General features: G+C 60.9%; 21 protein-coding genes. 6 read left to right on the top strand and 15 right to left on the bottom strand.

From position 1 onward, the window contains the following. Positions 1–324 precede the first annotated feature (324 nt). A complete protein-coding gene (locus NKK50_RS19645) occupies positions 325–522 on the top strand; it encodes a hypothetical protein (protein ID WP_352543779.1) in 198 nt (65 codons plus the stop codon). Between the two features lie 461 nt (positions 523–983). Here NKK50_RS19645 and NKK50_RS19640 read toward each other — a convergent pair whose 3' ends face one another. Next, positions 984–1,181 carry a hypothetical protein gene (locus NKK50_RS19640; RefSeq protein WP_245265825.1) on the bottom strand — a complete coding sequence of 66 codons (198 nt, stop codon included), beginning with the start codon at positions 1,179–1,181 and terminating at the stop codon, positions 984–986. 118 nt (positions 1,182–1,299) lie between these two features. Further along, positions 1,300–1,896: a Stf0 family sulfotransferase gene (locus NKK50_RS19635; protein ID WP_023745932.1), complete on the bottom strand. Its 597-nt coding sequence runs from the start codon at positions 1,894–1,896 to the stop codon at positions 1,300–1,302. A gap of 128 nt (positions 1,897–2,024) precedes the next feature. Between NKK50_RS19635 and NKK50_RS19630 the strand changes: the two genes are divergently transcribed. Both NKK50_RS19630 and NKK50_RS19625 read left to right on the top strand, forming a co-directional pair. Next, the gene (locus tag NKK50_RS19630) at positions 2,025–2,354 is read left to right on the top strand and encodes a hypothetical protein (protein ID WP_023745931.1); all 330 of its coding nucleotides are present in this window, start codon (positions 2,025–2,027) and stop codon (positions 2,352–2,354) included. A 266-nt stretch (positions 2,355–2,620) separates the two neighbouring features. Further along, complete coding sequence (locus tag NKK50_RS19625; protein ID WP_023745930.1) at positions 2,621–3,745, top strand: acyltransferase family protein; 1,125 nt, start codon at positions 2,621–2,623, stop codon at positions 3,743–3,745. On the opposite strand, the gene NKK50_RS19620 is transcribed toward NKK50_RS19625, so the two are convergent. The 3 genes from NKK50_RS19620 to NKK50_RS19610 form a co-directional block, all read right to left on the bottom strand. Further along, on the bottom strand, positions 3,738–3,947 hold the full coding sequence (locus NKK50_RS19620) for a hypothetical protein (protein ID WP_023745929.1): 210 nt from the start codon (positions 3,945–3,947) through the stop codon (positions 3,738–3,740). The two genes, NKK50_RS19625 and NKK50_RS19620, sit on opposite strands and share 8 nt — an antisense overlap. A gap of 13 nt (positions 3,948–3,960) precedes the next feature. Further along, the gene (locus NKK50_RS19615) at positions 3,961–4,617 is read right to left on the bottom strand and encodes a hypothetical protein (RefSeq protein WP_023745928.1); all 657 of its coding nucleotides are present in this window, start codon (positions 4,615–4,617) and stop codon (positions 3,961–3,963) included. Between the two features lie 73 nt (positions 4,618–4,690). Continuing rightward, on the bottom strand, positions 4,691–5,017 hold the full coding sequence (locus NKK50_RS19610) for a hypothetical protein (protein WP_023745927.1): 327 nt from the start codon (positions 5,015–5,017) through the stop codon (positions 4,691–4,693). A gap of 273 nt (positions 5,018–5,290) precedes the next feature. Between NKK50_RS19610 and NKK50_RS19605 the strand changes: the two genes are divergently transcribed. After that, positions 5,291–7,498 (top strand): SAM-dependent methyltransferase, encoded by a 2,208-nt coding sequence (locus NKK50_RS19605; RefSeq protein ID WP_023745926.1) that lies wholly within the window; start codon positions 5,291–5,293, stop codon positions 7,496–7,498. A gap of 20 nt (positions 7,499–7,518) precedes the next feature. Here NKK50_RS19605 and NKK50_RS19600 read toward each other — a convergent pair whose 3' ends face one another. Continuing rightward, positions 7,519–8,199: a redoxin domain-containing protein gene (locus tag NKK50_RS19600; RefSeq protein WP_023672127.1), complete on the bottom strand. Its 681-nt coding sequence runs from the start codon at positions 8,197–8,199 to the stop codon at positions 7,519–7,521. 19 nt (positions 8,200–8,218) lie between these two features. Continuing rightward, positions 8,219–11,503, bottom strand: coding sequence for an adenylate/guanylate cyclase domain-containing protein (locus tag NKK50_RS19595; RefSeq protein WP_023745925.1), 3,285 nt, complete (start codon positions 11,501–11,503; stop codon positions 8,219–8,221). Between the two features lie 290 nt (positions 11,504–11,793). Between NKK50_RS19595 and NKK50_RS19590 the strand changes: the two genes are divergently transcribed. Further along, complete coding sequence (locus tag NKK50_RS19590; protein ID WP_352543778.1) at positions 11,794–12,555, top strand: adenylate/guanylate cyclase domain-containing protein; 762 nt, start codon at positions 11,794–11,796, stop codon at positions 12,553–12,555. Positions 12,556–12,575: 20 nt separating this feature from the next. Here the strand turns inward: NKK50_RS19590 and NKK50_RS19585 are convergent, their stop codons facing one another. From NKK50_RS19585 to NKK50_RS19575, 3 genes are all read right to left on the bottom strand, one after another. Further along, the gene (locus NKK50_RS19585; protein WP_031193181.1) at positions 12,576–13,949 is read right to left on the bottom strand and encodes a hypothetical protein; all 1,374 of its coding nucleotides are present in this window, start codon (positions 13,947–13,949) and stop codon (positions 12,576–12,578) included. Continuing rightward, the gene (locus tag NKK50_RS19580) at positions 13,949–14,467 is read right to left on the bottom strand and encodes a GNAT family N-acetyltransferase (RefSeq protein WP_023672131.1); all 519 of its coding nucleotides are present in this window, start codon (positions 14,465–14,467) and stop codon (positions 13,949–13,951) included. The genes NKK50_RS19585 and NKK50_RS19580 overlap by 1 nt, the downstream gene beginning before the upstream one ends. Before the next feature lie 136 nt (positions 14,468–14,603). Next, positions 14,604–15,425 (bottom strand): hypothetical protein, encoded by an 822-nt coding sequence (locus NKK50_RS19575; RefSeq protein ID WP_023745922.1) that lies wholly within the window; start codon positions 15,423–15,425, stop codon positions 14,604–14,606. A gap of 301 nt (positions 15,426–15,726) precedes the next feature. Here NKK50_RS19575 and NKK50_RS19570 point away from each other — a divergent pair, with 301 nt between their 5' ends. Next, entirely contained in the window at positions 15,727–17,142 is a 1,416-nt protein-coding gene (locus tag NKK50_RS19570) for an adenylate/guanylate cyclase domain-containing protein (protein WP_023685078.1), read from the top strand. A 15-nt stretch (positions 17,143–17,157) separates the two neighbouring features. Here NKK50_RS19570 and NKK50_RS19565 read toward each other — a convergent pair whose 3' ends face one another. The 5 genes from NKK50_RS19565 to NKK50_RS19545 all read right to left on the bottom strand — a co-directional run bounded on the left by NKK50_RS19565 (position 17,158) and on the right by NKK50_RS19545 (position 23,754). Then, a complete protein-coding gene (locus NKK50_RS19565; protein WP_023672134.1) occupies positions 17,158–17,637 on the bottom strand; it encodes a class I SAM-dependent methyltransferase in 480 nt (159 codons plus the stop codon). Between the two features lie 147 nt (positions 17,638–17,784). Then, positions 17,785–18,966, bottom strand: coding sequence for an ABC transporter permease (locus tag NKK50_RS19560; RefSeq protein WP_023702557.1), 1,182 nt, complete (start codon positions 18,964–18,966; stop codon positions 17,785–17,787). Then, on the bottom strand, positions 18,963–19,961 hold the full coding sequence (locus tag NKK50_RS19555; RefSeq protein ID WP_023672136.1) for an ABC transporter permease: 999 nt from the start codon (positions 19,959–19,961) through the stop codon (positions 18,963–18,965). Before NKK50_RS19555 ends, NKK50_RS19560 begins: the two co-directional genes overlap by 4 nt. Before the next feature lie 2 nt (positions 19,962–19,963). Then, positions 19,964–21,862: an ABC transporter substrate-binding protein gene (locus tag NKK50_RS19550; protein WP_352543777.1), complete on the bottom strand. Its 1,899-nt coding sequence runs from the start codon at positions 21,860–21,862 to the stop codon at positions 19,964–19,966. Continuing rightward, positions 21,859–23,754, bottom strand: coding sequence for an ABC transporter ATP-binding protein (locus NKK50_RS19545; protein WP_023672138.1), 1,896 nt, complete (start codon positions 23,752–23,754; stop codon positions 21,859–21,861). The genes NKK50_RS19550 and NKK50_RS19545 overlap by 4 nt, the downstream gene beginning before the upstream one ends. Positions 23,755–23,803: the final 49 nt, after the last annotated feature.

Genomic DNA, 23,803 nt, shown 5'->3' with positions numbered 1-23,803 from the left:
GCCTAATAAGGCGGGCTCAACATGCCACTTTCCCTTCGAACCACTTTGTGTGAAACGCGAGACGCGCTGCACCTCTTGCGACGGTCAGTCCGTGATCGCGGGCACATCGATGCCATGTACGAGATCGATTGCCTGGTCGGTCTGGCTCACGAAATTGCTTTGAAGGCTGTCTCGGCGATTGAAGTTCGCGGCCGAGTCCAATGAACCCCGCCTTATTCCTCAATTGATGGGGATTGCTCAACGGGCTTCCTACCGGAACCTAACCGCGTGATTCGACCTTATGCCGCTATGAGCACACGCGGCGTCAATTTTCTCGACAAATGGATGGCAGAGCACCTGCCCAACGTCTTGATTGACGACATGGATGATCCCGTGGCGATCAGCGATCTTGCCGACCAGGCAATGAAGGCGGCCGACCGTGAGGGCATCAGTTCCGACGAGGTCAGCGAAGAGGTTGGCAGCCTATTCGAGGTCATCCTTGAGGCGATGAAGAACCGCGCTGGCGGCGGCGAGGGCGGGTGACACCATGCCGAAATCGAAACGGTTTTGGATTGTCGTCGGGGTTCTCACAACGCTTATCGTGCTCGCCCTAGTTATGTCCCTGACCCTTGCCGCGCTCGGCCCGCACTGATGGCTAACGGACAATTCCAGCGATCCGGAGGGCGACTGCATCAAGTCCGCTTTTGTAAATCCTGGTGAGGACGTGCTCTGCGGCTTCTGCCCTTTGAGCAGTGCATCCGCGGAGTTCACCACCTCCTAGCCTGGCAGGCCTATTGGCGAGGCAGTCCCAAACACCCCAGGTTCCCTTGGCTTCCATGTGGCAGTAAAATCTGTGTTGATGATTTTCCATATCTGCACAACGCCTAGCGCGATCTTTAGGGTGCATCACATCTTTGGAGGTGGTTAATGCGCGCCCGAGCGCCGAACAAAGTGAGCACACAGTGGCGTAAGGTTTCTCGACAAGTGGGTTGCCGAGCAACTGCCTATTGTGGCGCGGGGGAGATCCGATCGCTGCCAGCGACCTGGCAGATCAACGGATGACCGCAGCCGAGAAGGCCGGCATCCCTGCCGACGAAATCAACGGCGAGGTCGAAAGCGTATTTGAATTGGTTTTGGAGGTAACGCGGCGTCGCACGGGTGAAATGCTCTAGCCGCGGAACCATTTCCTCCAGAATATCCATTTGGACCTTCTGCGCTTACGAAGCCGCACAATCGGCCTGTCGAAGTCATCCGGGTCGCACTCGGCAAGAAACCGCCGCCGCCATTCATCGCTTTGCTCGTTTCGCTGCCGTCTGAGACTCAGCTTGCCCCCACGAGGCACGGGAGCATCCAACCCCGCCAGAAGGCCGATGTGCGGGCTAACGCTGTCGAAATCGTCAAGCTGTCTTCGTAGAACAGGCGGAGTGGTTCGATCCCGGCCCTAGCAAAAAACGAATTCCAGCGACCGGTGCCGATGGCAATCTGGGCAAGGGCGAAGTCGATGCCATACGCCGAGTACTCGGCCTTCTTCACGGCAGCAGTCTTGCTGGTCCAAGCACCATCCTGCGATGCTTTTGCCCAGGAAATTGCCTGGCCGAGCCGATCGCGCCTTTCAAGGTATATCCACCCCGGGTCAGGAAACCACTCCGTAAGCCTGATATCCCTGCTTAGCTCATAGAAATGGGACGGGAACAGTTTGGTAGCTGCTACTCCGTTTGGCGTGGCGCTGGCGGCAATACGGGTGCAACGCTCAACCGTCGGGGTCTTCTCTTCTCGGTTGAAGTATTCTTTCGGATCTCCCAGCACCCCCGTGCTGCGCATCTTTTCGCTAAGAAGCGTGCTACCGGATCGCTGCAAGGTCGCAATGATAAGCGTCCTGCCGGGAGGTTTCCAACCTGTGGGCGGGCTGATCAGCATGGACGACAAATAACTACGGTATCACCGCCGAGTCCACCTTGCCACTTCAGGGTTGCAAAACCGTCGTCAGTCGTCCTGCCGGCCCTTGGCGAAGTAAATAGCTCCATCCGTCTTGACTTGACAGGAATATGTTCCTCATTTTGTCCGCTATGGCGCACGATCCGATCGACACGCTGGGCAAGGCGACCCGGCACAACATGCTTGTGAAAGCCGAATGCAGCTGCGGCAACGTCCGCTACTGCCGATCCGCCGATCTCATGATGGTCTACGGCGGCGGCGTCGACCCGCAGAAGCTGAAGTTTGACTGCAACCGGTGCAAGCCGCAGATCAAGATCACGCTTCTCGTGCTCCTGGCGTACCACTACGAGCAATACCGCGCGCTTCTTGACGTCCATGCCACTGCTGAAATCGATCGAGATGATCACGGGCAACAAGGCGCAGTTCATCCAATGGAATGAGCGGCGCAGCCAAGTGAGAAGCCGTCAAGCTAAATCCGGCCTGCCGACTTGGAGCTTCTCGTTAGCCTCAAAACCAATTGGGAAGGTGAGCCTAGGTTTTCCGGTGCAATTCGGCAACATACGCACATGTATCGATCCGTTCTGAGCAGGTGCAGCATGCTTCCTGACTTGAAAGGAATCCATGCTATACATTAGAATGAGCTAAATAACGATACTTGTGGCTTTGGCGGTCTAAATATCGATTATTTGACCGGGGGGGTTATAGAATGGAACAGCGGCAAAATCTGGCGCCGCTTACGGCGATGCGCTTTTTCGCCGCTGCGGCGATCGTTGTTTTTCATCTTCATAATAACTGGGGGCTGCCCGGGCCCCAAGACACCGGATTGATGTTTGGCATCGGAGTGAACCTGTTCTTTGTGCTCTCAGGGTTCATCCTCGCGTACACATACCGGCGGATCGATGGGTTTGATCATGCGATCAAGATAGTCGCATACCGCGTGGCCCGTATCTGGCCGCTACACATCGCAATGCTCGGGCTTTTCTATCTGCTAGTCTACGACGCCTCAAACCCATTCCATGACATTCACAAACTCTGGGCCTCGGTGTTTCTCTTGCAGGCTTGGTTTGGAGATTACACATATTCGTTTAATGGGAACCCCGTCGCTTGGACACTGTCTTTGGAGTTGTTTTTTTATCTGACTTTCCCACTCCTAACGATCATGTCCAGTCGCTGGATTGTGGCAATTACATTGCTAGTTACAACGTTGACCTTGTCTTGGGCATTTGCAGTGCCAGTACTTAGTGCACCATTGGACCTGCCTGGAACGACCGCCGCTGGGATTGTCAGGATGCATCCGGGATCGTTTTTCGTGCTTTTTGCAGCAGGCATACTCGCCTGTCGAATGTTTATATCGCGCGAGTGGCAAATTGGACCGCGCGCCGCCACAGTATGGGAGGTTCTGTGCCTCCTGTTTGCAGGAGCCTACTTTTTGCGGAACGAGCAGATCGCTGGGTCGATCGCGAACTTCCTTCATGTTGGTGGAATCCCTGCACTGTGGATGCAGAATGCCATGGGTGCGGTCTTTTTCACTCCGCTAATTTTCGTGCTGGCAATCGGGCGAGGCCGCCTTTCACAGGCGCTCTCGGTACGCCCTCTGATCATTCTGGGCGAGGCATCTTTCGCGATATATCTCCTACACCTCATGGTGCAGGACAAGGCAATGGCTATTGGCTTTGCAACCCCGTCGGATGTGCCGGCCTACCTCTGCATTGTCTTGGTCGGTTCAGTAGCGCTGAACAGGTACATCGAGATGCCGTCAAATCGCTATCTGCGTCGAAAAGTTGACGCCTGGGCGGATCGCCGCGTTGTCGCTGCGAGGCCGGTCATCTAGCTCGCGAGGCAGTCCGTTCTCGCCCTTCTCGTTTCTCGGGGCTCTTGGGCTCATCTTCGGCCGCCTTGGCAAGGGCCTCCCGCTGGGCGATGATCTGCTGATTGATCCTTGTCCCAAGCGCGTTGCGTGCCTTTTCAGGTAGTTCCTGGAGAGCTAGTTCGAGTAGAATTAGATCGGTGTCGGTGAAGTTCAGCGTAACCATTCTTGTCGTCTCCTTAGCTGCGTAGGCCCATGGCACGATCATCGGCGATCATGGCCATCACGACGCCGGCAAGCTGAGCCAGCGTCACGGTCGAGGTTGCGTAGGTGGTGCGCTGGATTGTGCCGGTGGGTAGGGCGACAGCGCCCCGTGCGGCAGGCGCAGTGCCGAAGAAGCCGATGCCGGTGGTGTTGACCTCGAACTTGGTGGCGGCCGCGCCATCATTGATCTTCACACCGCCCGTGCCTTTGCCCTGCACGATGATGCTGGGATTGGTTTCCGTGCCGCTCGGCTGGATGATCGGATGCCCGGCCGCCGCTGCTCCCTTGAGCGAAAGGAAGCTTGTCGGCGAAGCGACATGGCCGATTTCAACCTGTTTGGCGAAGCTGGCGCCGTTCGTATAGAACGAATGGACGCCGACTCCCTTTGTGCCGAAGCTGGACCCGACATCGGTATCTGAACCCTTCATCCACAACAGCGGCGACTGCCCGGCGACGGCGCCGGAGAATTCGAAATTGTTGACGGCGTTGTCGGTCGATAGAATCGCAAGTTGTTTCTCAAAGTCCGAATTGCCAAAGAAAACCGCCTTCGATTTCCCACCAGCCGCCACCCAGGTGTTGTCTGTCGAATCCAAAAAAAGGAGCGGGGCGACGTTGACCCCACCCACGGTCATGGCGGCGATGTTGTCGGTGTTCTTAAGCAGGATCGCCTGCCCGGTTGAGTGGAGCGCGCCTGTCGAGTAGTGACTAATCGAAGGCGCCGCCGGCTGGCTTAACTGCCGCTGGGCGGCGCTGTCTGCGCATGAGGTCCTGGGTGGCTTTCTCCAATTCGGTGCCATCCATCTCTGCCGGATCTTTCACGACGCCCGCGTTGCGGTCCGCTCGGTCGAGCATACCCCCAATTTGAAGGAGAGTCCGTTGCGACGACGCCCTTGCAACGGCCGTCTGTGTTTTGTCGCGGCAAATCTCCAGCGCGCTCTCGTATGCGACCTTGACGCCCTCCACCCGAACGCGTCGGATTATCTCGGCGCGCACAGCCTCATCATCGTCAAATTCATCCTCGACTTCATTCATGCAAATGCCCCTATCGGCTTTGGACAATCATTTTCTGGCTGAATAGGTTACGGGTTGTGACGAGAAGTGTCGTAGAATCAAGGGTTGCCAAGGTTGGGGTCGAGCGTTCGAATCGCTTCACCCGCTCCAGTTTCCTTCAGGGGGAATCAAGCGATGAAGAGGCGCCTTTCGGGGCGCCTTTTGCTTTTTCCAGACCGGCGATGTAAGCGCGTTGCGGGACACTTGTTCTCCCTCAAAACCAGGCGCGGGTAGTACGGCGTGGCGCATAATCCCTTGGTTTCCAGTTCGGCGAACGGCGGCACCGCATCCGAAGCGCTTGCTTGGCTGGCGTTGCGGAACGCCGCGTCCGAATGCGGCTCAGGCTCGCGCTTGATCGACCCGCAGCCCCTGCGCGCACTCCCGGCGGGACGCAAGTGGGCGCATGAGATTGCCAAGGTAATCTTCGATGGCCTTGTGGCAGGAAGCCTTTCGGTGCCGGGGCAACTGGCTGCCCGGTGGGACAGCTTCGGCAGCGCAACCACCGCATTGATCATCGAACTCGGCAAGGACTGGGACAATCCCGCAGCGGCTCGCCGCGTCCAGTACCAGCTTGAGCAAATGCTTCTCGAACCCGACGATCTTGCCACGCCGCGCAGGCTGGCGCGAACGCTCGGAATTCGCGTCGACGCTCGCAATCCGACCGCGACCGAACTGCCGGAAGGCATCGATCAGATCTATGCCCATCTGATGCTGGATGGCCGGATCGAGGCTGTCGTGCAGTTCGGTGCACTCGGGACGGTGACGAGCGATCATTGGATTGAATTGATCCTGGATGTAGTGCCTGCTGAGCGGCTTGCGGGAGGATCGCCTGGACCGCAAAAGGGCGCCGGCGCGACCACGTCAAACACGCCTGCAGCCGAGGTATCGTTTGCCATGGCGGGAAGCGAGCCCGATCAGGACAGCCACTTCGGCAAACTCGCGCAATTGGCCGCACAGGCGCATGACCTGGTTCGGTCGAGCGCTGAACCGTCAGAGCCTGTTACGCCGCGCCGCGCACGGGTCGCGGACAAGCACGACAAGGATCGCACGGCGTTCTGGAACAGCTATTTCGCGACCGAGGATCCCTGGAACTACAGCTCGCTCTATGAGCAGGAAAAATATGAGCGGCAGATCGAGATCCTGCCTGCCGGTCCCATCGGCCGGGCGCTTGAGCTGGCCTGTGCGGAGGGCCATTTCACGCGGCAGCTGGCGCCGCGCGTGGGCCATCTGACCGCAACCGACATCTCCGCCATAGCCATCGAGCGAGCCCGCGCCCGATGCAACAATCAGGCGAATGTCGAGTTCGGCGTACTCGATTTCGCTGCCGACACGCTGCCGGGTGAGATGGATCTGATCTTCTGTTCGGAGGTGCTCTACTATCTGGACGATCTCGCCGAGTTGCGGCGCATCGCCAAGAAATTTGCCGAGGCGTTGGCGCCTGGCGGTAGTTTCATCAGCGCACACGCATTCGTGCTGCGTGACAATGTCGAAAAGACGGGCTTCGACTGGAACACATTCGGTGCCCAGGCGATCTCCGAGACGCTGGCAGCGACCGAAGGCCTGGTGCTCGAGCAATCGATCCAGACCGAGCTCTACCGCATAGACCGCTTCCGCCGCCTATCGCCGGGCGATGTGGCGACGGACCCGGTGATCGATCATGTGCCGATCCGCGCGCCCATCGAAATCGGCGTCGCGCGAAATATCGTCTGGGGTGGGGCGCGAGCCTTGCGCCGCGACGTCGCACGTAACGAGCAGCGCCAGCATATCCCTGTCCTCATGTATCACGGCGTTGCCGATGAAGGTCCGGCCGCGCTCGCTCGCTTTCGGCTCACGCCCGCCGCATTCGCCAGCCAGATGGGATGGCTGCGCGCCAATGGCTTTCACGCCATTGGCTCCGAGCAGCTGGAAGCATCCATCGCCAACCGTCAGCCTTTCGTCGGCCGCCCGGTGCTCATCACCTTCGATGACGGCTTCCAGAACTTCGCCGACCATGCCTGGCCGATCTTGCGCGCCAACGACCTGAACGCGGAAGTGTTCCTGGTGACGGACCTGGTGGGCGAAAGTGCAAAGTGGGACACCGACATCGGTCCGCCGACGCCGCTTATGGGCGCCGGGACGGTGCGACGCCTCGCTGCCGAAGGCGCCTTCTTCGGCAGCCACATGGCGACGCATCGCGCCATAGATGGTCTGTCGAGCGCTGACCTGGCCGCCGAGCTCCTGCGCTCTCGTCTGTTCATCGAACGCTGGACCGGCCGGCCAACCAGGGCGTTCGCGGCCCCCTTCTCCGTCACCGACCGACGGCTTGGCCGGCTGGCTAGGGAGTGCGGCTATCGAGTAGGCTTCGGCCGCAGGCACGGGCCGGCGGACCTCCATAGCGATCTCATCGACCTTCCGCGCATCGAGATTCGCGGCGACCGCTCGCTCGATGACTTTGTCGCCACTGTCGAGGCCGTGCTCGGATAAACGGTGAACTTGTCAGTTCATTATTGGGCGACTTGCGACACGGCTGACATCAGCTCCTTCGGGTTTGGGGCGCCAAACATGTATCGCCCACCCTCCGGGACCTCCGTGAAGCTCCAGCGGACGATCCCCTGCCGGTCCAGCAGGAACTGACCAACCAGTTGTCCGTGTCCCGTGGCCATCATCTGCTCGTCGGCTTCGGTCAGTTCGTAGTGGTCCTTCTTGTCGAGGATTGCGGCGGCTGTCATCGGATCCATGGGACCGGGCAATTCGCCAGGTATGTCGACCCGCATGTCCTGTGCCGCTGCCATCGCGACCTTGTACGGCCAGTTCGTCTCGTTCTCGGTGAATTCGAGATTGGGCAGTCCAAAAGCACGATGTGAAGCGCGTTCCGGGTCCGACGCCGCAAGCAGGTTCGGCATTGGATGGTAGCGGAAATAGAGCCGCGCCCGTTCGATCGGCGTGTTGACCACCGTCAGGCTCTCCACGCCCTTTTCGCGCAGCTCCGGATCGAGACGCGCCTGAGCGGCGATGTGGCGCCGGCAAAACGCACAATGCAGACCTCGAAACAGGCCGACCAGCACCGGTTTTTGCCCGCGAAAGTCGTCAAGCGCAATCTTGCCTTCCTGGGTAATGGCGTCGAGTATCAGGTTCGGCGCCCGGTCGCCCGGTTGAAGCGGTATCAATCCACTAGGCGCGGACATGTCCAACCCCCTATCCCGGCTAGTCGAGAAAAGGCAGCACCACAAGCGCTTCCGGGTCGAGCCCGTGCTGGGCGCATATACCCTGCGCCAGGGAAAAGAAGCGTTCGGCCTCGGCCAGATTGTCGAGGTCGAGATTAAGCGTTGCGAGTCCATCATAGCACGGAAACAGAAGTTGGGGCTCGCCCGTTTCGCGGGCTACCTCCAGTGCTTCGTGGAACAAGCCGATCGCCAGTTCCGGATGGCCGTTGCACTGGTGGATCTGCCCAAGCACGATCAACGGCACTGGCAGGTGCTCGCGCTGGTCGAGCGCCCGGTCAATCTCGATGGCCTTCTCGGCAGCAGGCACGCCCTCCGTTGGACAGCGATCCGTGAAAGTACAACAAGCTACCGCCAGATTGGCGAGGAGGCGCGCCTGGAAACCCAAATCGCCAATACGGCGCGCCACTTCAAGACCGCGCCGACAGACCTCCATCGCCTTCGCCGGATCGATGGTCGTGTAGAGCACCCCGAGATTGGTGTAGCCGCGGCAGGCCGCGCCCAGCAGACCGGCGGCTTCGGCCAATTCAATGCTGCGCTCAACCTCACGCACGGCTTCATGGTTTCGCCCAAGGCGAGCCAGCGCAACAGCCTTGGTATTAAGTGCCTCGGCGGTCACGAGGGTGGCATCATCGGAGACATGTTCCGTTGTCAGAGAGCGTACGCAATCCAGCGCCGCGTCTGCCCATTTTGCCGCGAGAGTGTGATCTCCGCTGCGGAACGCCTGTCGGCCACGTTCTTGCCAGAGATGCGCCTGCTCGATCGGGGCATCCGCTCCATCGAGGAGCGCTGCCGCTTCAGCGTAGCGCGATTCCGCGTCGTCCCGCTTGCCCACGTCCCAAAACAGCCGACCGATCTTGCGCAAAACGCGCGCCGCCGCGACACGATCGGCTGACTCGCGATAGGCCTGCAGCACCGCCTCGTAGTGGCGGTGTGCAATCTCGCGGCGGCCTGCCGGGCCGCTCAAATCGGCAATGCGCTCTGCAATTGCCAGTTTGAGCGGTGTTTGCCCGATCGCGCCCAACGCAGTCAGTGCTCGCTCGTAGAAACGAAGGGCGTCGTCATTGGCGTATATCATGCGAGCGCGATCTCCCGCCGCCTGCAGGTAATGCGCGCCCCTCTCCCGCTCGGCGCTCTGAGCGAAATGGTGACCGAGCACGGCCAGATCCTCGAACCGTTCCGGCTTGTCGCCGCACAGTTGCTCCAGGGCGGCACCTACCCGGCCGTGGATGTCGGTCCGGCGTTGCAGGAGCAGATTCTGGTAGATCACGTCCTGCAGCAATGTTTGTGTAAAGCGGTAGCTTTGCGACGAGACCGAGCCTGATCCGGCAACTTCCTCGATGATTTCCGCATCGCAAAGCAGTTCGCAGCCCGCTTCCAGTCGGCCGGGGTCGGCTGCCACGGCTTTCAGAAGCGTGGCATCGAAGCGCGGGCCGATTACCGCGGCTTCCTGGGCCAACCGGCGCACCCCTTGCGGCAGCCGGTCGACGCGAGCAAGCAACATTGCCTGGATCGTGGCGGGGATGCCGGTTGCGACTTCGCCTGCCACGGTCCGCCATTGCTGGCCCTCGCGCACCAATACACCGCGATCGATAAGGCCGCGAACGATCTCCTCCAAGAAAAGCGGGTTGCCGCCCGCGCGCTCGAGGATCTGGTCGAGAAGCCCTCTTGCGGCGTTTACCCAGTTATCGCCGAAAAGCGCCGCCACCAGGCGGCGTCCGTCATCGCTGTCGAGCGGCGAAAGCCTGAGCGCTGTGTGGCTGACCCGACTTGAGTCGAGTTGGTCGTTGTCCGACGCCGGACGATGCGTGACCAGCAACATCAGCCGCGTGCGTTCCAGTCTGTCCATCACGAAACGCAGTGCCTCGAGCGAGACGGAGTCGGCCCAGTGCAGGTCTTCGACGACAATCAACAGCGGCGACAACGCAAGCCGCCATTCCATGATTGTGCGGACCGCGTAGAGAATTTGCCGCCGCAGCTGCTCGGGCTCGACATGCTGCAAGGTGGCATGGGGGTCGCCGAGGCCAAGCACATGGTAGAGCAAAGGCATCAGCCGCTTCGCCTCCTCGCCCTGCAGGCCGAGATCGGCAAGCAAGGCTGCGAGCTTGCCCCGCATTTCGTCCCCATTGTCGTTTTGCATCATCCCGGCAGCGCTGCGCACCACTGCACCCAAGGCGCCAAATGATTGTTCACCCAGCGGTGAGCACGTGGCCTGCCGCACGGCGACGTTGCGAAAACGATCCTCGTCGCCGACGCGGGCGACGAACTCCTTCACCAACCGCGACTTCCCGATACCGGCTTCGCCGACGATGCGGACAAGCTGGGCCGAGCCGCCGCACGCCAAGTCAAGGCTCGCCAGCATTCTGTTGAGCTCCGCATCACGACCTATTATGGGCGCACTGAGGCCGAGCGCCTCGAGCCCGCGCGCTGCACGCGGCGCCGCAAGCGGTGCATCCAGTCGGTGGACGAGCACACTGCCAGCCTTGCCGCGAAACACGACATCGCCCAGCGACTCGTACGAGAAGGCATGCCGGGTCAGCCTGTGCGTGAGTTCGCCCACCAGCACCTCACCCGGTGCAGCCAGCGATTGCAGGCGTTGCGCCGTATTCACCGTGTCGCCGGTCACCGAATAAGATTTGGCGGTGCCGATGCCCAATCCGCCAGTAACGACCGGACCCGTGTTTATGCCTATGTGGAGCAGCAGCGGCGAGCCGGAGTGGCGGGTGCTTTCACCGAGCCGCGCCGTCCGGGCGATCATGTCGAGAGCGGCTCGAAGCGCACGTTCCGGATCGTCCTCATGCGCGACCGGCGCACCGAACAAGGCGAGCAGAGCGTCGCCGATGAATTTGTCGACGAAACCACCAAAGCCTTGCACGGCCGCCGTCAATTCCTTGAACAGTTCGTTCTGCAGCGCCTGCATGACCTCGGGGTCGAGCTGCTCGCTGAGTGTCGTGAAGCCGCAGAGATCGGCGAACAGCACCGTTACCGTTCGTCGATCGGCGTCGGAGACGGAATGCGGCCCCTCTTCGCTTTCGATGTTCGGCGACGGAGCTCGAGAGGGCTGCGCAATGGTGCGGCTTGGTGTCGGAGCAGGCCGTTCGGCAGCTTTTGCGGACGCACCGACGCTTGCCCCACATTTAGGACAGAATTCGAAATCAGGTGCGCAGGCGTAGCCGCAACTGGCGCATGGCACGGGCTGGCGGCGGCCACACTTCGGACAGAAGGCGTAACCGCCCTCGATCTCGAAACCGCAGCCCGAGCAGTTCATGGACACCTCACCAGAGCATGATGCCGAAGAGTGTGAAGCGGTTTTCGGACGACATCATGCTCTATCTCTTTGACCTTGGGCCATGACGCGTGATCTCGCCACGCTCGTCACGGCCGGGGTATTCACAAGGATGAACCGATAGTCGTCAACCGGCAAGCGGCAGCGCAAATGGGCATCGGTCTGGGTTCGGCGGTGGAGCACTGCCGATACGGGCGGCCGCGTGGCCGTGATTTGCGAAAATTCCCTCGTCCCGCCGTCTTCCTGCTATGATGGAGATGAGGAGGCGACCCATGAGCGAGAACCGTAAGCTGGCCGCAATCCTGGCTGCAGATGTGGTCGGATACAGCCGGCTCGCGAGCGCGGACGAAGATCGTACCTTGGCGCGGTTGCGGGCACTGCGCAGCGACCTGATCGATCCGATCATTGCAGTGCACCACGGGCGGGTTATCAAGCGTACCGGAGATGGGGCACTGGTTGAGTTTCGCAGTGTGGTCGATGCCGTGCGCTGCGCCGTTGAGATTCAAAACGGTATGGTTGAGCGCAATGCCGGCGTACCGCAGGAGCGCCGCATCGAGTTCAGGATCGGCATCCATCTGGGCGATGTGGTCGAAGAGAGCGATGGCGATCTGATGGGTGACGGCGTCAACATCGCCTCGCGTCTGGAGGGCGGCGAGGCGCTGTATTATTCGGGTAGATCCGCGGAGGCGCTAGAGAGTTTCGCCCGGGGAAAGACCTTGAATCCATACTTCCCGGATGTGCTTCTGCACTTCCAGGCTTTGGCATCGTGTCAACTGGGAAGGTACGAAGAGGCCGTCGACCTCTTGCTGCAACGGCTGGCTCGCAACGCTGTCACCGACGTCTCGCGTGCGCTTCTGGCCGCATGCTACGGCCATCTGGGCCGTTTGGAGGAGGCCCATGCGGCATGGCAGGACCTGCTTCGCGTTAATCCCGCCTATTCGCTGGAACATCGTCGCAAGGTCTTGCCTTACAAGAACCCTGCCGATTTCGAACTGATGGTCGAGGGGCTCCGCAAGGCCGGCTTGGTGCAATGACGGGCTAAAGCCCGGCCGGATCAGAGGCCTGAGGCCCGGCCGATCTTGCACCATCGGGCGTTTTCGCGAACCGGTTTCAGGTCGTCGGTCGTCTCGGCAAATGTCCGCAACCGGTATTGCCGCAGCAGGTCCGGGAAGAGCGCCCCTTCCGGCAGGCCGGCAAGCTGCTCGCGGACCGAGATCTTTTCATCGATGACCCGCATGCCCCAGGCATTTTCCCGAACCTGCAGCTCGGCGGCCAGATCGCGCTCTTCTGGCGCGTTTTCATCCAGCGCAGCCAGCAGGATCGAGTGGAAAAGCGCGACATAGCCAATCTGTCTCAGGCCGCCCACAACCCGCACGCGCGGCAATATGGCAAGGGCAAGGAACATCAGGAACAAGTCCGGCAAAAGCAGGCCGTCCAGCAGTGCCTGCTGGAGATGCGGCCGCTCGAACGGGATGGAAAGACCATGCGGCCTGTCAGGCTCGATCAGCCGCCCCTTCTCGAGGACGAGCTTGCGCACGCGCTGCTCGCGGATGCCCCAGAAATAGTCCGTGGCATTGGGCAGGAACCTGCCAAATGGGCCAGATGCGGCTTCTTGCAAGGCATGGTCGAGACGCCGGCGCCTTGCGGGCTCGAGGAGCAGCCTGGAAAGAAGGCTGCCTTCATCTTCCAGATGCCGCGACACGACAGTCGCGGCCAGCCTATCATCGATGAAAACCGGCCGAGCCATGCCGGAACGATCCCAATCGGCGACCAGATCCTCGTTGAGTTCTGTCAGCGCATCGGCGGCGGTTGCAAACACCTTGTCCTGGCTGGCAAGCAGCGTGCCCAGCCAGCTTCTGGCATCCGTCTCATTGCCCACCGTTTCGAGCGCGCGCCCGTTGAGGGCGACGGGACCGGCCGCGCAGGCGCTTTTGCGGCACAGTTTGTGGCGCCCCATGCCAAACAAATTGACCTTGTCGTCGCCGACATCGAGCCATCCCGGCCCCTCCCGGCCGGTTGTCTCCATGGTCATGGTCGTTCCCATGAAGCCGAAAAAAGCCGACAGCCTGTTTTCGACCGCGCCGAGCCAGGCAAGCAGCAGGGCATCGAAGGTGATGCGATCCATCAGAAGCAGGCAGTGCAGGCCGGACTGGATAACCGGTCTGTGGTCGAATTCGTCGAGGGCCTTGCCGATCGCTTCAGGCTGCATGATCGCACCGAGGCGCTGCTGCAGGACGTCGCGCAGGATCGAGCGGGCAGCAATCGACGGGGCCGATCCAGGCCTTGCCACCGGCCGCCACAGATGGCGGGCATAATCGGAAACCGGTGCATTCCAGTTCTGCTCGATGTCACGCACGACCTCGGGGCAGAGCAGCGACAGCACGGCCAAAATGTCCACCGGAGGGGCAAGGGCAGGGACGGTGGTCATCAGAACCGCAGCCGGGCCATGCTCAGGAGGTCGTGGTACTGCCCGTCGGTAAAACCGGCCTTCACATGCCGGCCTTCGACCTCGAAGCCATGGCTTGTGTAGAGACGGATGGCCGGTTCGTTGTCGGCATAGACAGTCAACTCGACCCGCTTAAGGGCGCGCCAATTGTCGGCCACGTCAAGCAGCGCGCCTAGGATGGCAGAGCCGATGCCTCTGCCGACAAAACCATCGTCAAGGCCGATATTGATCTCGCCGATATGCGAGCGGCGCGGCGAACCCTGCGCGACCAGGCTGCCATGGCCGACAACCTTGCCGTCCGACTCGGCAACGATCCAGGTGGTTTCCGGGCCGGACTTGGCGATGCGCCGCTCCACCTGCTCCACCATCTCGAATGGCATCCTGAGTGTGCCCCAGCGGAAGCCCGGCATATTGAAGATAGCGCAAAGCGCCTCGGCATCGCTTGGCCGGACGGCCCGGAGCTGCGGCTGGATTTTCTCTAGGGGTGGCGTGCTGGTCATGGCTTTTCCGGCTACAGCAATTCCAGGAAAAGTGTGAGCGGTTTTCCGTCCGGAATTGCGTCAGAACAAAGGACAGAGGCAATATGCCCGGCACGATGCACCGGACGTCACCTGAAAATCCAGCCGTCTCTGCGACCTATGCCGATTGCGCGGCAAAATGCCGGTGGGCGGCGCAGAGTTTGAGGATACCGCTGATGCCGATCCAGCCGAAAAGGGCGAGCCAGCACAATGTCCCGGCCGCCGTCCAGTCGATCCGGTGCACGGCGGCGTCGGTGATGAAGAGGCCAAGAACAGCAAGCAGGCCAACCAGAAACTGCGCCAGGCCGAGCACCAGCAGTTCCTCGCGCGGCGCACTTCTCCAGACGAGATAGGTGCCGCCTGCACCCGCCAGGAAGATGGCGCTGTAGACCTGGGCGTGGAAGGCATCGATCGGCCACGGCCAGAAGCCACCGAATGTCAGGGGAAACAGCAACAGGCCGACGCCGTAGAGCCCGAGGATCGCCATCTCCACCGGTAGGTAGGCGCGCCATGCGGGGTTTAAGATCACGCCTTTTGCAGAAGGGCGGGCCCTTGCCCGCCACAGGAACAGCGCGGATACAGCGGCCGACGCAAGATAGACCAGAAACCATAGCCAGGGGGCTTTGCGCTCGAAGTTGAAATAGCCAAGGTTGATGAACGAAGCCGCCGACACGATGACCGTGAAGATGAAGGCCATGACCAGCACAAGCCTGCCGGGCGACCAGCGATTCCAGACCAGCAGCACCGCCATCACTGCCATTTCGGCGGTGTAGAAGCCGCCGAGGAAGCGGGCATTGAACGGCGTGACGGCCCAGGGCCAGCGCGGCTTGACCAGCGCAGGCGCGAAAAACAGGCCGGCCCCAACGATCAGGACGATGATGACCCCCGCCGAGAAAAGGCGAAGGGCCGCCGGAAATGGCGGGTTGTCGCGTGTCGGCATGGAGAAAACCCCAGAGATGAATGCCCCATGGGCTATCATAGTTTGGAATTCAACAAATGGAAATTGACCTGTCACCAGGCTTGTCCATTCGAATGGCCGTACGGTCCGTTTCGCAGTATGATGGAGCGTTCGGGTCGAAGATCGGTCCGGCCAACACGCCTAGAGCCGGATGATTTCAGGTCTGTCCGACCTGAAATCTGAATCCGCCTCTAAATCAGGAAATAGAGCATGATGTCGTCCGAAAACCGCTTCACACTTTTCGGCATCATGCTCTAGCGGCGCAATTTCCGGAGCCTGCACGATGACCGAAGCTCAGGATCTGTTCTCGCTTCTGCGGCAATCGACCGATGTCGATCCGCAGGCAATCGACGCAATCCGGCAAACCATCGCCGAGGGCAAGGACCGCGAACTTTGCCGCATCAATGCGCTCGCCTTCGCCAGCAAGCATGGCCTCGACGAGGAACGCACCATAAGCGCCTTTCTCCATGCGGCGCGGGTGGGCATCTTCGACATTTCCTGGAATGTTCTGTGCCCCGGCTGTGGCGGCGTGCTCGACACCAACGCCACGCTGAAAACCATGCAGAAGGACGAATACACCTGCGCGCTGTGCTCCCAGGGCTATTCGCCGACCCTCGACGAGATGGTCGAGGTGACATTCACCGTCAGTCCCCGCGTGCGCAGGATTGCCGCCCACAATCCACACGAACTGCCGTTGGTGGAATATTACCGCCAGATCTACTGGGCGTCCGGGGCCGATCTGCCGGACGAGGATCTGGCGGAAAAGATGGAAGCGTTCTCGCTGGAAGATATCGAGCTTGCGCCCGGTGAAAAGGCGGTTCTGCACATCCAGCTTCCGCCCCAATTCATCATCGTCTTCGAGCCGGTCACGCATTCGGCCCAGTTCATCGACGCGAAGGGCGAACCGGCAAAAGAGCGGCGAAACCTCTCTCTGGCCTTCGACCGCGACCATGTCCAGAGCCAGACGCTGGAGATGCAACCCGGCCCATTGCGCATTTCGCTGGAAAACAGGACCGACACGCGCGTGCTGCCGACGGTCTTCATCGCCTGCCCGGTATTGCATGATTTCCTGGGCAAGCGCCGGCCCTTCGTGACCGCCAAGCGCCTGCTCACCAACCAGACGTTCCGGGATCTCTATCGCACGGATACGCTCGACATCAACCAGCGCCTGAAGATCACCAGCCTGACCTTCCTGTTCACCGATCTGCGCGGATCGACCGAGCTTTACGAGCGGGTGGGCGATCTTTCAGCCTTCGATCTCGTGCGCGAGCATTTCCAGGTTCTGCACGAGATCGTCGCGGCGGAGGCAGGCGCGGTTGTGAAGACGATCGGCGATGCGGTGATGGCGACCTTCGCGACGCCTGACCGTGCGATTGCCGCGGCGCTGCGGATGCGCGACGCCATGCGGGCGCTCAATGACAAAAGCGGGCGCGAGGACCTTCTGCTCAAGATCGGTGTTCATGCCGGCCCCTGCATAGCCGTGTCCATGAACGAGCGGCAGGATTATTTCGGCCAGACGGTCAACATTGCTTCGCGGGTCCAGAACCTCGCCAACGCACAGGCGATCTTCGCCACGCGTGCGGTGGTCGACGATAATCTCACCGCCGATCTGTTGCACAGGAACGCGCTGACGCCCGTGCCGCACGAGGTCTCGCTGCGCGGCATCGAGCGGGAGATTGCGGTTTATACGATCCCCTGAAGAGTTCTCTACCGCTCACACGCGCTTGCAGAGGAAATAACGGTCGGCGGGCTCCGAAGTGGGCGCCGGGAGGTGTTGCAGCAGCGGGTGATCGAGCGGCGTGCCACTGACCGCGAAGCCGCCGACGCGAAGCAGGCTCGCAATCAGATCGGGAAGCCAGGTAGCGGTCACTGCATCGCGATCGTCATAGCCGGTGCCAATGTCGGCATGAACAAGGGCGGCTTCGATGCCAATGAACTTGCGGCCCGTCTCGCGTATTTCGCCGAGCACGAGGTTTTCAGCTTCGGGAATTGAGCTAGTGTGCGCGCCAACTTCGCGGTCGAACACCACGATCCGGCGCCCGGGCAGAAGCTCGCGCAGATGGTGGAATGTCCGGCCATTGCCGAGGCCGAGCTCAAGCACAAGCCCCTCCATCTTCGCCACCTCGGGGCAGATTCGATTGAGAATGTCGCGCTGCGCGGTCATCCTGCTGATGAAATTATCGAGGCGACTCATATGCGATTGTGTGTCCTGAACCAGCAGCCCCGATCGAGGCTTGCTGCATATAAAGGCGAACGACGAACCCTGCAATAACGCAACCGGCCGCCGACAAGCGTCATACCGGGTGGAGTGTTCGGCAGGCCGCGCGGTGGAACAGCGATATCACTTGTAGGGGTCTGCGGCGTCCCGCAAGCCGTCGCCGAGGAAGTTGAACGCCATGATAACGAGGATGACCGGCAGCATCGGCAAAAGCAGCCATGGATAGAACGCGATCACGCTGACGCTGCGCGCCTCGGTGAGCAGGATGCCCCAGCTGGTTATCGGCGCCCTCAGGCCGAGCCCGAGGAAGCTCAGCGCCGTTTCGCCCAGGATCATGCCAGGGATGGAGAGCGTCGCCGTCGCGATCAGATGCGACATGAAGCCGGGAATGAGATGCCGCCTGATGATGCGGCTGCTTCCGGCGCCCATCAACTGCGCCGCCAGAACGTAATCCTCCTCGCGCAAGGCCAGAAGCTTTGAACGCACGGCCCGCGCCAGTCCGGTCCAGTCGAGCAGCCCGAGGATGACGGTGATGCCGAAATAGATCAGGATCGGACTCCAGGTTATCGGCATGATCGCCGCCAGGGCCAGCCATAGCGGAATGCTGGGAATCGATTGCAGGACTTCGATTATCCGTTGGACGATCAGGTCGAAGATACCGCCGTGATAGCCGGCCAGCCCGCCGATGACGATGCCGAGCAGGAAGCTGAAACTGATGCCGACGAGGCCGATAGTCAGTGAAATGCGTGCGCCATAGATCATGCGTGAGAGCACGTCGCGCCCCAGCCTGTCGGTGCCGGCCAGAAAGAGTTGGCCGTTCTCGGCAGGACAGACAAAATGCCTGTCACCTTCGATCAGGCCCCAGAACCGATAAGTGTCGCCCTGGCAGAAGAAACGGAGCCGCTGAACGTCGTCGTGGTTCTCGATGTAGTTCCGCTTGAGCGTGTCCATATCCAGCGTCATCTGGCGGCCATAGACGAACGGCCCGACGAACTCGCCATTGTGGAACAGGTGCACGTGCTGCGGCGGCGCATAGATGTAGTCCATGTTGCGCGAGTGCAGATTGTAGGGCGCCAGGAACTCGCAGATCAGTATCCCGGAATACAGCACTGCCAGGAATATGCCGGATATAAGCGCAAGCCGGTGTTTGCGGAATTTCCACCACATCAGCCGCAACTGCGATGCCTGAAAGACCTTCGATTGCTCCGGCGTCATCGCCTCGACCGACTGCAGGTCGAAGGGCGCGCCGGAAATGTAGTGTTGCAGTGGAGCACCCGGAGCGGGCAGCGGCGAGTCCTGCTTCATTTGGTGCTGCCACCCTGCAAACGAATTCGTGGATCAAGCAGTGCCAGCGCCAGGTCGGAAATCAGCACGCCGATAACCGTCAGGAAGGCGAGGAACATCAGGAATGACCCTGCCAGATACATATCCTGGCTTTGCAGCGCCTTGATCAGCATCGGCCCGGTCGTTTCCAAAGACAGAACGATAGCCGTGATCTCAGCGCCGGAGATGATGGCCGGCAGGATCGAGCCGATGTCGGAAATGAAGAAATTGAGCGCCATGCGCAGCGGATATTTGACCAGCGCCTTGAACGGATGCAGGCCCTTGGCGCGCGCCGTAACGACATATTGCTTGTGCAGTTCGTCGAGCAGATTGGCGCGCAGCCGCCGGATCATGCTCGCCGTGCCGCCGGTGCCGATGATCAGGACCGGGATCCAGAGATGGGCGAGGATCGACTTCGCCTTGGCCCAGCTCATCGGCTCGCCGAGATATTGCTGGTCCATGAGGTGGCCGATGGACGTGCCGAACCAGATGTTGGCGAAATACATCAGGATCAGCGCCAGCATGAAATTCGGAATGGCAAGGCCGAGAAGGCCGAAGAAAGTCAGGCCGTAGTCGCCCCAGCTGTATTGATGCGTGGCGGAGTACATGCCGATCGGAAAGGCGATGAGCCAGGTGAAGATGATCGTGACGAAGGAAACCAGCACGGTCAGCCACATTCGGTCGCCGACGACGTCGCGAACCGGCAGCTCATATTCGAAGGAATAGCCGAAATCGCCGTGCAGCATCCCGCCCACCCAGTAGAAGTAGCGAATGACCGGCGGCTGGTCGAAACCATATTCCTTGCGCATCATCTGGATGCGGTCGGAATCCACCGCTTCGCCCTGGGCCCGAAGCTCGGCGACATAGCTGTCGAAATAGTCGCCCGGTGGAAGTTCGATGATGGTGAACACCAGCGCCGATATGACCAGCAGCGTTGGAACCATCACGGCGATGCGCCAGACAAGATATCGAAGCACGCTCAGGAGCCTCCAAGCCAGAATGTGTCCAGCAAATAGACACCGAAATAGGAGGTCGGGTCGTAGCCGTAGAGTGCTTTGTCAGGCAGGTTGCGCAGCCGCGACGATACCAGAATTGGCTGAAGTGTTTCGTTCACCGTACCGATAGAGAACACCTGATCGGTGTAGATCGACAGCATCGAGTTCCAGATTTCGGCGCGCTCGCTGGATTGGGTCGATCCGTTCCAGCGCTTGAGCAAAGCCATCAACTCGACCACTTCAGGAACATCGGGCGCCTCACCCATCTTGCCATGCGACAGATAGTAAGCGCCCCAGAGCGGCCATTGCAGCTGGTCGTCGATGGTGGGGGCCAGCTGGTATGGATTCATGTCGGCGGTCGGCACGCCATTGTCGATGCCCGACGACATCGACATCAGGATCTGGCCGCCAAGCGCACGGCTGCGGAAGATGTCGCGCTGCGAAGTCCGGATGAACAAAGCGATGCCGATCTTGCGCCAGTGATCGGTGATGAGTTCGAGCGCATCGGTTTCCAGCGTGCTTTCGCCGGCCGTTTCCACGATGATCTGCGCCGGGCGTCCATCGGGAAGTAGCCGCAGGCCGTCATCGTCACGGGCCTGAAGCCCGACCTCGTCAAGCAGTGCATTGGCCTGGTCGGGATCGTGGGCGACCCAGGCTTTCGCGAATTCCGGCCGGTAGAGCGGGCTCTCCGGCAAGACCGTATCGGCGCTTTCCTGCGCCAATCCGTAGAAGACGGCCATGTTGATCTCGCGCCGGTCCACAGCGAGCGAAAGGGCGCGGCGCACGCGCACGTCACGCAAAAGGCCACGCCACACCGAGTCGGCACAATTCAGATTGGGCATGAGCGCCAGCCGCGAACCCTGTGTGCGTTTCCACAGATGCATCTTCACCGGGTAGCGCTTCTCCGCGTCCTTCAGGAAGGAGTAATCGCTGAAGTCGATTCCCATGCATTGCAGGTCGCTCTCGCCCGCACCGGTCTTGGCGGAGATGATCGCCGACGAGCTGACATTCATGATGATCCGGTCGACATAGGGCAGTTGCCGGCCGTTCTCGTCTGTTCGATGAAAGAACGGGTTGCGCTCGAAGATGAACTGGTCGGCCGGCGGCTTGGTCCGGTTCTGCCAGGGGTCGAGCGTCGGCAGATCCGGGTTCTCCGGGCGATACTGCCGCGACATGCGGATATGCAGGAGCGTCCATTTCGCGGTCCGGTTCTCCTTCATCAGGCCGGCGAGCCGGAATGGATCCTGATATTTCTTGTGGAACTGCTTGAGATAGGCGGCCGGCAACACAAGCGGTGTCGGCGAAGCAGCGGCAAGCTTGGGCAGGAAGTCGGGATTGGGCGCGTCCCAGCTGTAGCGGACCGTCAACGGATCGACGATCTCGAAACGTGGCGGCTTGCCGTCCGCCAGCAGGGCAGGGGCGAGCCCCCCTTGCGAAAGCTCATCGTTCAGCCAGACATCTTCCCAGCAATAACGAAAATCCTCCGGCGTCAGCAGGCTGCCGTCTGACCATTTATGGCCTTCACGAATCTTGAACGTGAAGACGCGATCGTCCTTTACGTCGAAACTTTCGAGAATGTCGGCTTGAAAGTTAAGCTTCTCGTCATAGCCGACCAGCCGGGAATACCCGTAGATCGTCATCATCCGGATATCTTTCTGGCTGCCGATGATCGTACGCAGCGTGCCGCCATACTGGCCGGGCTGCCGGCCCATCGCGGCGAGGTTCAACGCGCGCGGGCTCTTGGGCAGGCGCTCCGCGAGTGGCGGCAGAGCCCTGGCTTTCAGCTGCGGCTGAAGAAAATCCGGCTCCAGATCGCCGGCGCGCGCCGTGCCCGGCAGAAATGCCGAAGCCATGAGACCAAGGACAATGCGGCGGCTGATCAATGGCGTAACTCGCTGACATCGGCCGAACGTCGGGCCAGCACGAGATGGCCGCCGCCGAGATCGAGCGGCGACAGCATATCCTCTTCGCCCTCGTCGCGGAATTGCGGGCCCCATGCGCTGGTGTCGGAAGCGCCGCCGAGCTTCAGCGTCTTGAAATCCATGGGCCGGTCGAGATCGGGGAAAGGGACTGCGGCGAGCAGCGAGCGCGTGTAGGGGTGGATCGGTTTCCTGAGCAGAATTTCGCGCGGTGCAAGCTCGACGATACGCCCGCCGCACATCACCGCGATGCGGTCCGCCATGTAGTCCACCACCGCCAGATTGTGGGATATGAACAGGTAGGTCAGGCCCAGTTCCTTCTGCAGGTCCTTCAGAAGGTTCAGGATCTGCGCCTGCACGGAGACATCGAGCGCCGAAACCGGCTCGTCGCAGATCAGCAGTTCAGGCCCCAGCGCCAAGGCGCGCGCAATGCCGATACGCTGACGCTGCCCGCCGGAGAAGCTGTGGGGATAACGCTGGATGAAGCGCGGATCGAGCCCGATTGCCTGCATCAGGCTCTTGACTGTGGCTAGCCGGGACGCGGCATTGCCACGTTGATGGATTTCCAGCGGCTCGCTCAAGATGTTTTCCACGGTCATGCGAGGCGAAAGCGACGAGACCGGATCCTGGAAAACCATCTGGAGTTTCGCCCGCAGCAAGCGCAGGGCGTCTCCCTCGGCTTCCAGGACGTCGATCGGTCCGTCGCGGCCGTTGAAGATCACGGAGCCGCCGGTAGGGGTGACGGCCCGCATCAGGATCTTGCTGACGGTGGTTTTGCCGCAACCGCTTTCGCCAACCAGGCCCAGGCACTCACCTCGCCTGATGTCGAAGCTGACGCCGTCCACGGCGCGAACAGAGGTCTGATGGCTCCCGCTGAACCATCCGGAGTTGCGGATGGTGTAGACCTTTTTCAGATCCCTGACCGACAGCAGAATGTCGTCCGGCCCCTTCGCTTCCGGCGCCGTCTGCTTGCCCAGCAGGGTCCCGACATTCACCGGCACCTCGCGGAGCGCCTTCAGTCTTTCGCCAGGCTTCAGGTCGAAATGCGGAACGGCTGCCATGAGGCCCTTCAGGTAAGGATGGCCTGGCCGGCGGAATATTGCCTCCACAGGGCCTGCTTCCATGATCTCGCCATGGTACATGACGACCACCTCGTCGGCGACATTGGCGACCACGCCGAGGTCGTGCGTGATCAGCAGCATTGCCATGTTGAGCTTGGTCTGGAGCCCACGAAGCAATTGCAGGATTTGCGCCTGGATGGTGACGTCCAACGCCGTCGTCGGCTCATCGGCGATCAACAGAGCGGGCCGGCAGATAAGCGCCATGGCGATCATAGCGCGTTGCCGCAATCCTCCCGAAAGTTCAAATGGATACATGTCGTAGGCGCGCTTGGGATTGGGAAACCCGACGAGGCCGAGCATTTCCTCGGTCCGTGCCTTGCGCTCCGTCCGATCCATGTGCGTATGAATCTGCAGGGATTCGCTGACCTGGTTGCCGATCGTGTGCAGCGGCGACAGCGATGTCATCGGCTCCTGAAAGATCTTGCCGATGCGGCTGCCTCTCAACGCCCGGATTTCGGGTCCGTCTCGCGGCATCTGCAGGATATCCTGCGTCGTGCCGGGCTTTTTGGGATCGGAAAACAGGATACGGCCGCGAACATGGGCCGTGTTCGGCAAGATGCCCATCACGGCCTGGCTGAGAACCGATTTTCCGGAACCGGACTCACCGACAAGTGCGGTGACCTTGCCGGGCAGGACGCGAAGATTTGCCCGCCTGACGGCATGCAACGGTCCCCCGACAATGGCAAAAGAGATGCCAACATCCTCGATCCGCAGCAGATCAACGCCTGCATCCATTCCCACACCAGCCCCAATCTGGCGCCTCCCGACCGGCCCCAAAAAGCAA

Source organism: Mesorhizobium sp. M0001 (assembly GCF_040324255.1).
GTDB lineage: Bacteria > Pseudomonadota > Alphaproteobacteria > Rhizobiales > Rhizobiaceae > Mesorhizobium.
Note: the sequence above shows the minus strand (reverse complement) of the source record. Positions and strands in the feature narration are given on the sequence as shown.

Coding starts and splice junctions, on each gene's coding strand:
- NKK50_RS19645 (WP_352543779.1), top strand. CDS start 325: ATGGCAGAGCACCTGCCCAACGTCTTGATTGACGACATGGATGATCCC.
- NKK50_RS19640 (WP_245265825.1), bottom strand. CDS start 1,181: ATGGATATTCTGGAGGAAATGGTTCCGCGGCTAGAGCATTTCACCCGT.
- NKK50_RS19635 (WP_023745932.1), bottom strand. CDS start 1,896: ATGCTGATCAGCCCGCCCACAGGTTGGAAACCTCCCGGCAGGACGCTT.
- NKK50_RS19630 (WP_023745931.1), top strand. CDS start 2,025: ATGTTCCTCATTTTGTCCGCTATGGCGCACGATCCGATCGACACGCTG.
- NKK50_RS19625 (WP_023745930.1), top strand. CDS start 2,621: ATGGAACAGCGGCAAAATCTGGCGCCGCTTACGGCGATGCGCTTTTTC.
- NKK50_RS19620 (WP_023745929.1), bottom strand. CDS start 3,947: ATGGTTACGCTGAACTTCACCGACACCGATCTAATTCTACTCGAACTA.
- NKK50_RS19615 (WP_023745928.1), bottom strand. CDS start 4,617: ATGACCGTGGGTGGGGTCAACGTCGCCCCGCTCCTTTTTTTGGATTCG.
- NKK50_RS19610 (WP_023745927.1), bottom strand. CDS start 5,017: ATGAATGAAGTCGAGGATGAATTTGACGATGATGAGGCTGTGCGCGCC.
- NKK50_RS19600 (WP_023672127.1), bottom strand. CDS start 8,199: ATGTCCGCGCCTAGTGGATTGATACCGCTTCAACCGGGCGACCGGGCG.
- NKK50_RS19595 (WP_023745925.1), bottom strand. CDS start 11,503: ATGAACTGCTCGGGCTGCGGTTTCGAGATCGAGGGCGGTTACGCCTTC.
- NKK50_RS19590 (WP_352543778.1), top strand. CDS start 11,794: ATGAGCGAGAACCGTAAGCTGGCCGCAATCCTGGCTGCAGATGTGGTC.
- NKK50_RS19585 (WP_031193181.1), bottom strand. CDS start 13,949: ATGACCACCGTCCCTGCCCTTGCCCCTCCGGTGGACATTTTGGCCGTG.
- NKK50_RS19580 (WP_023672131.1), bottom strand. CDS start 14,467: ATGACCAGCACGCCACCCCTAGAGAAAATCCAGCCGCAGCTCCGGGCC.
- NKK50_RS19575 (WP_023745922.1), bottom strand. CDS start 15,425: ATGCCGACACGCGACAACCCGCCATTTCCGGCGGCCCTTCGCCTTTTC.
- NKK50_RS19570 (WP_023685078.1), top strand. CDS start 15,727: ATGACCGAAGCTCAGGATCTGTTCTCGCTTCTGCGGCAATCGACCGAT.
- NKK50_RS19565 (WP_023672134.1), bottom strand. CDS start 17,637: ATGAGTCGCCTCGATAATTTCATCAGCAGGATGACCGCGCAGCGCGAC.
- NKK50_RS19560 (WP_023702557.1), bottom strand. CDS start 18,966: ATGAAGCAGGACTCGCCGCTGCCCGCTCCGGGTGCTCCACTGCAACAC.
- NKK50_RS19545 (WP_023672138.1), bottom strand. CDS start 23,754: ATGGATGCAGGCGTTGATCTGCTGCGGATCGAGGATGTTGGCATCTCT.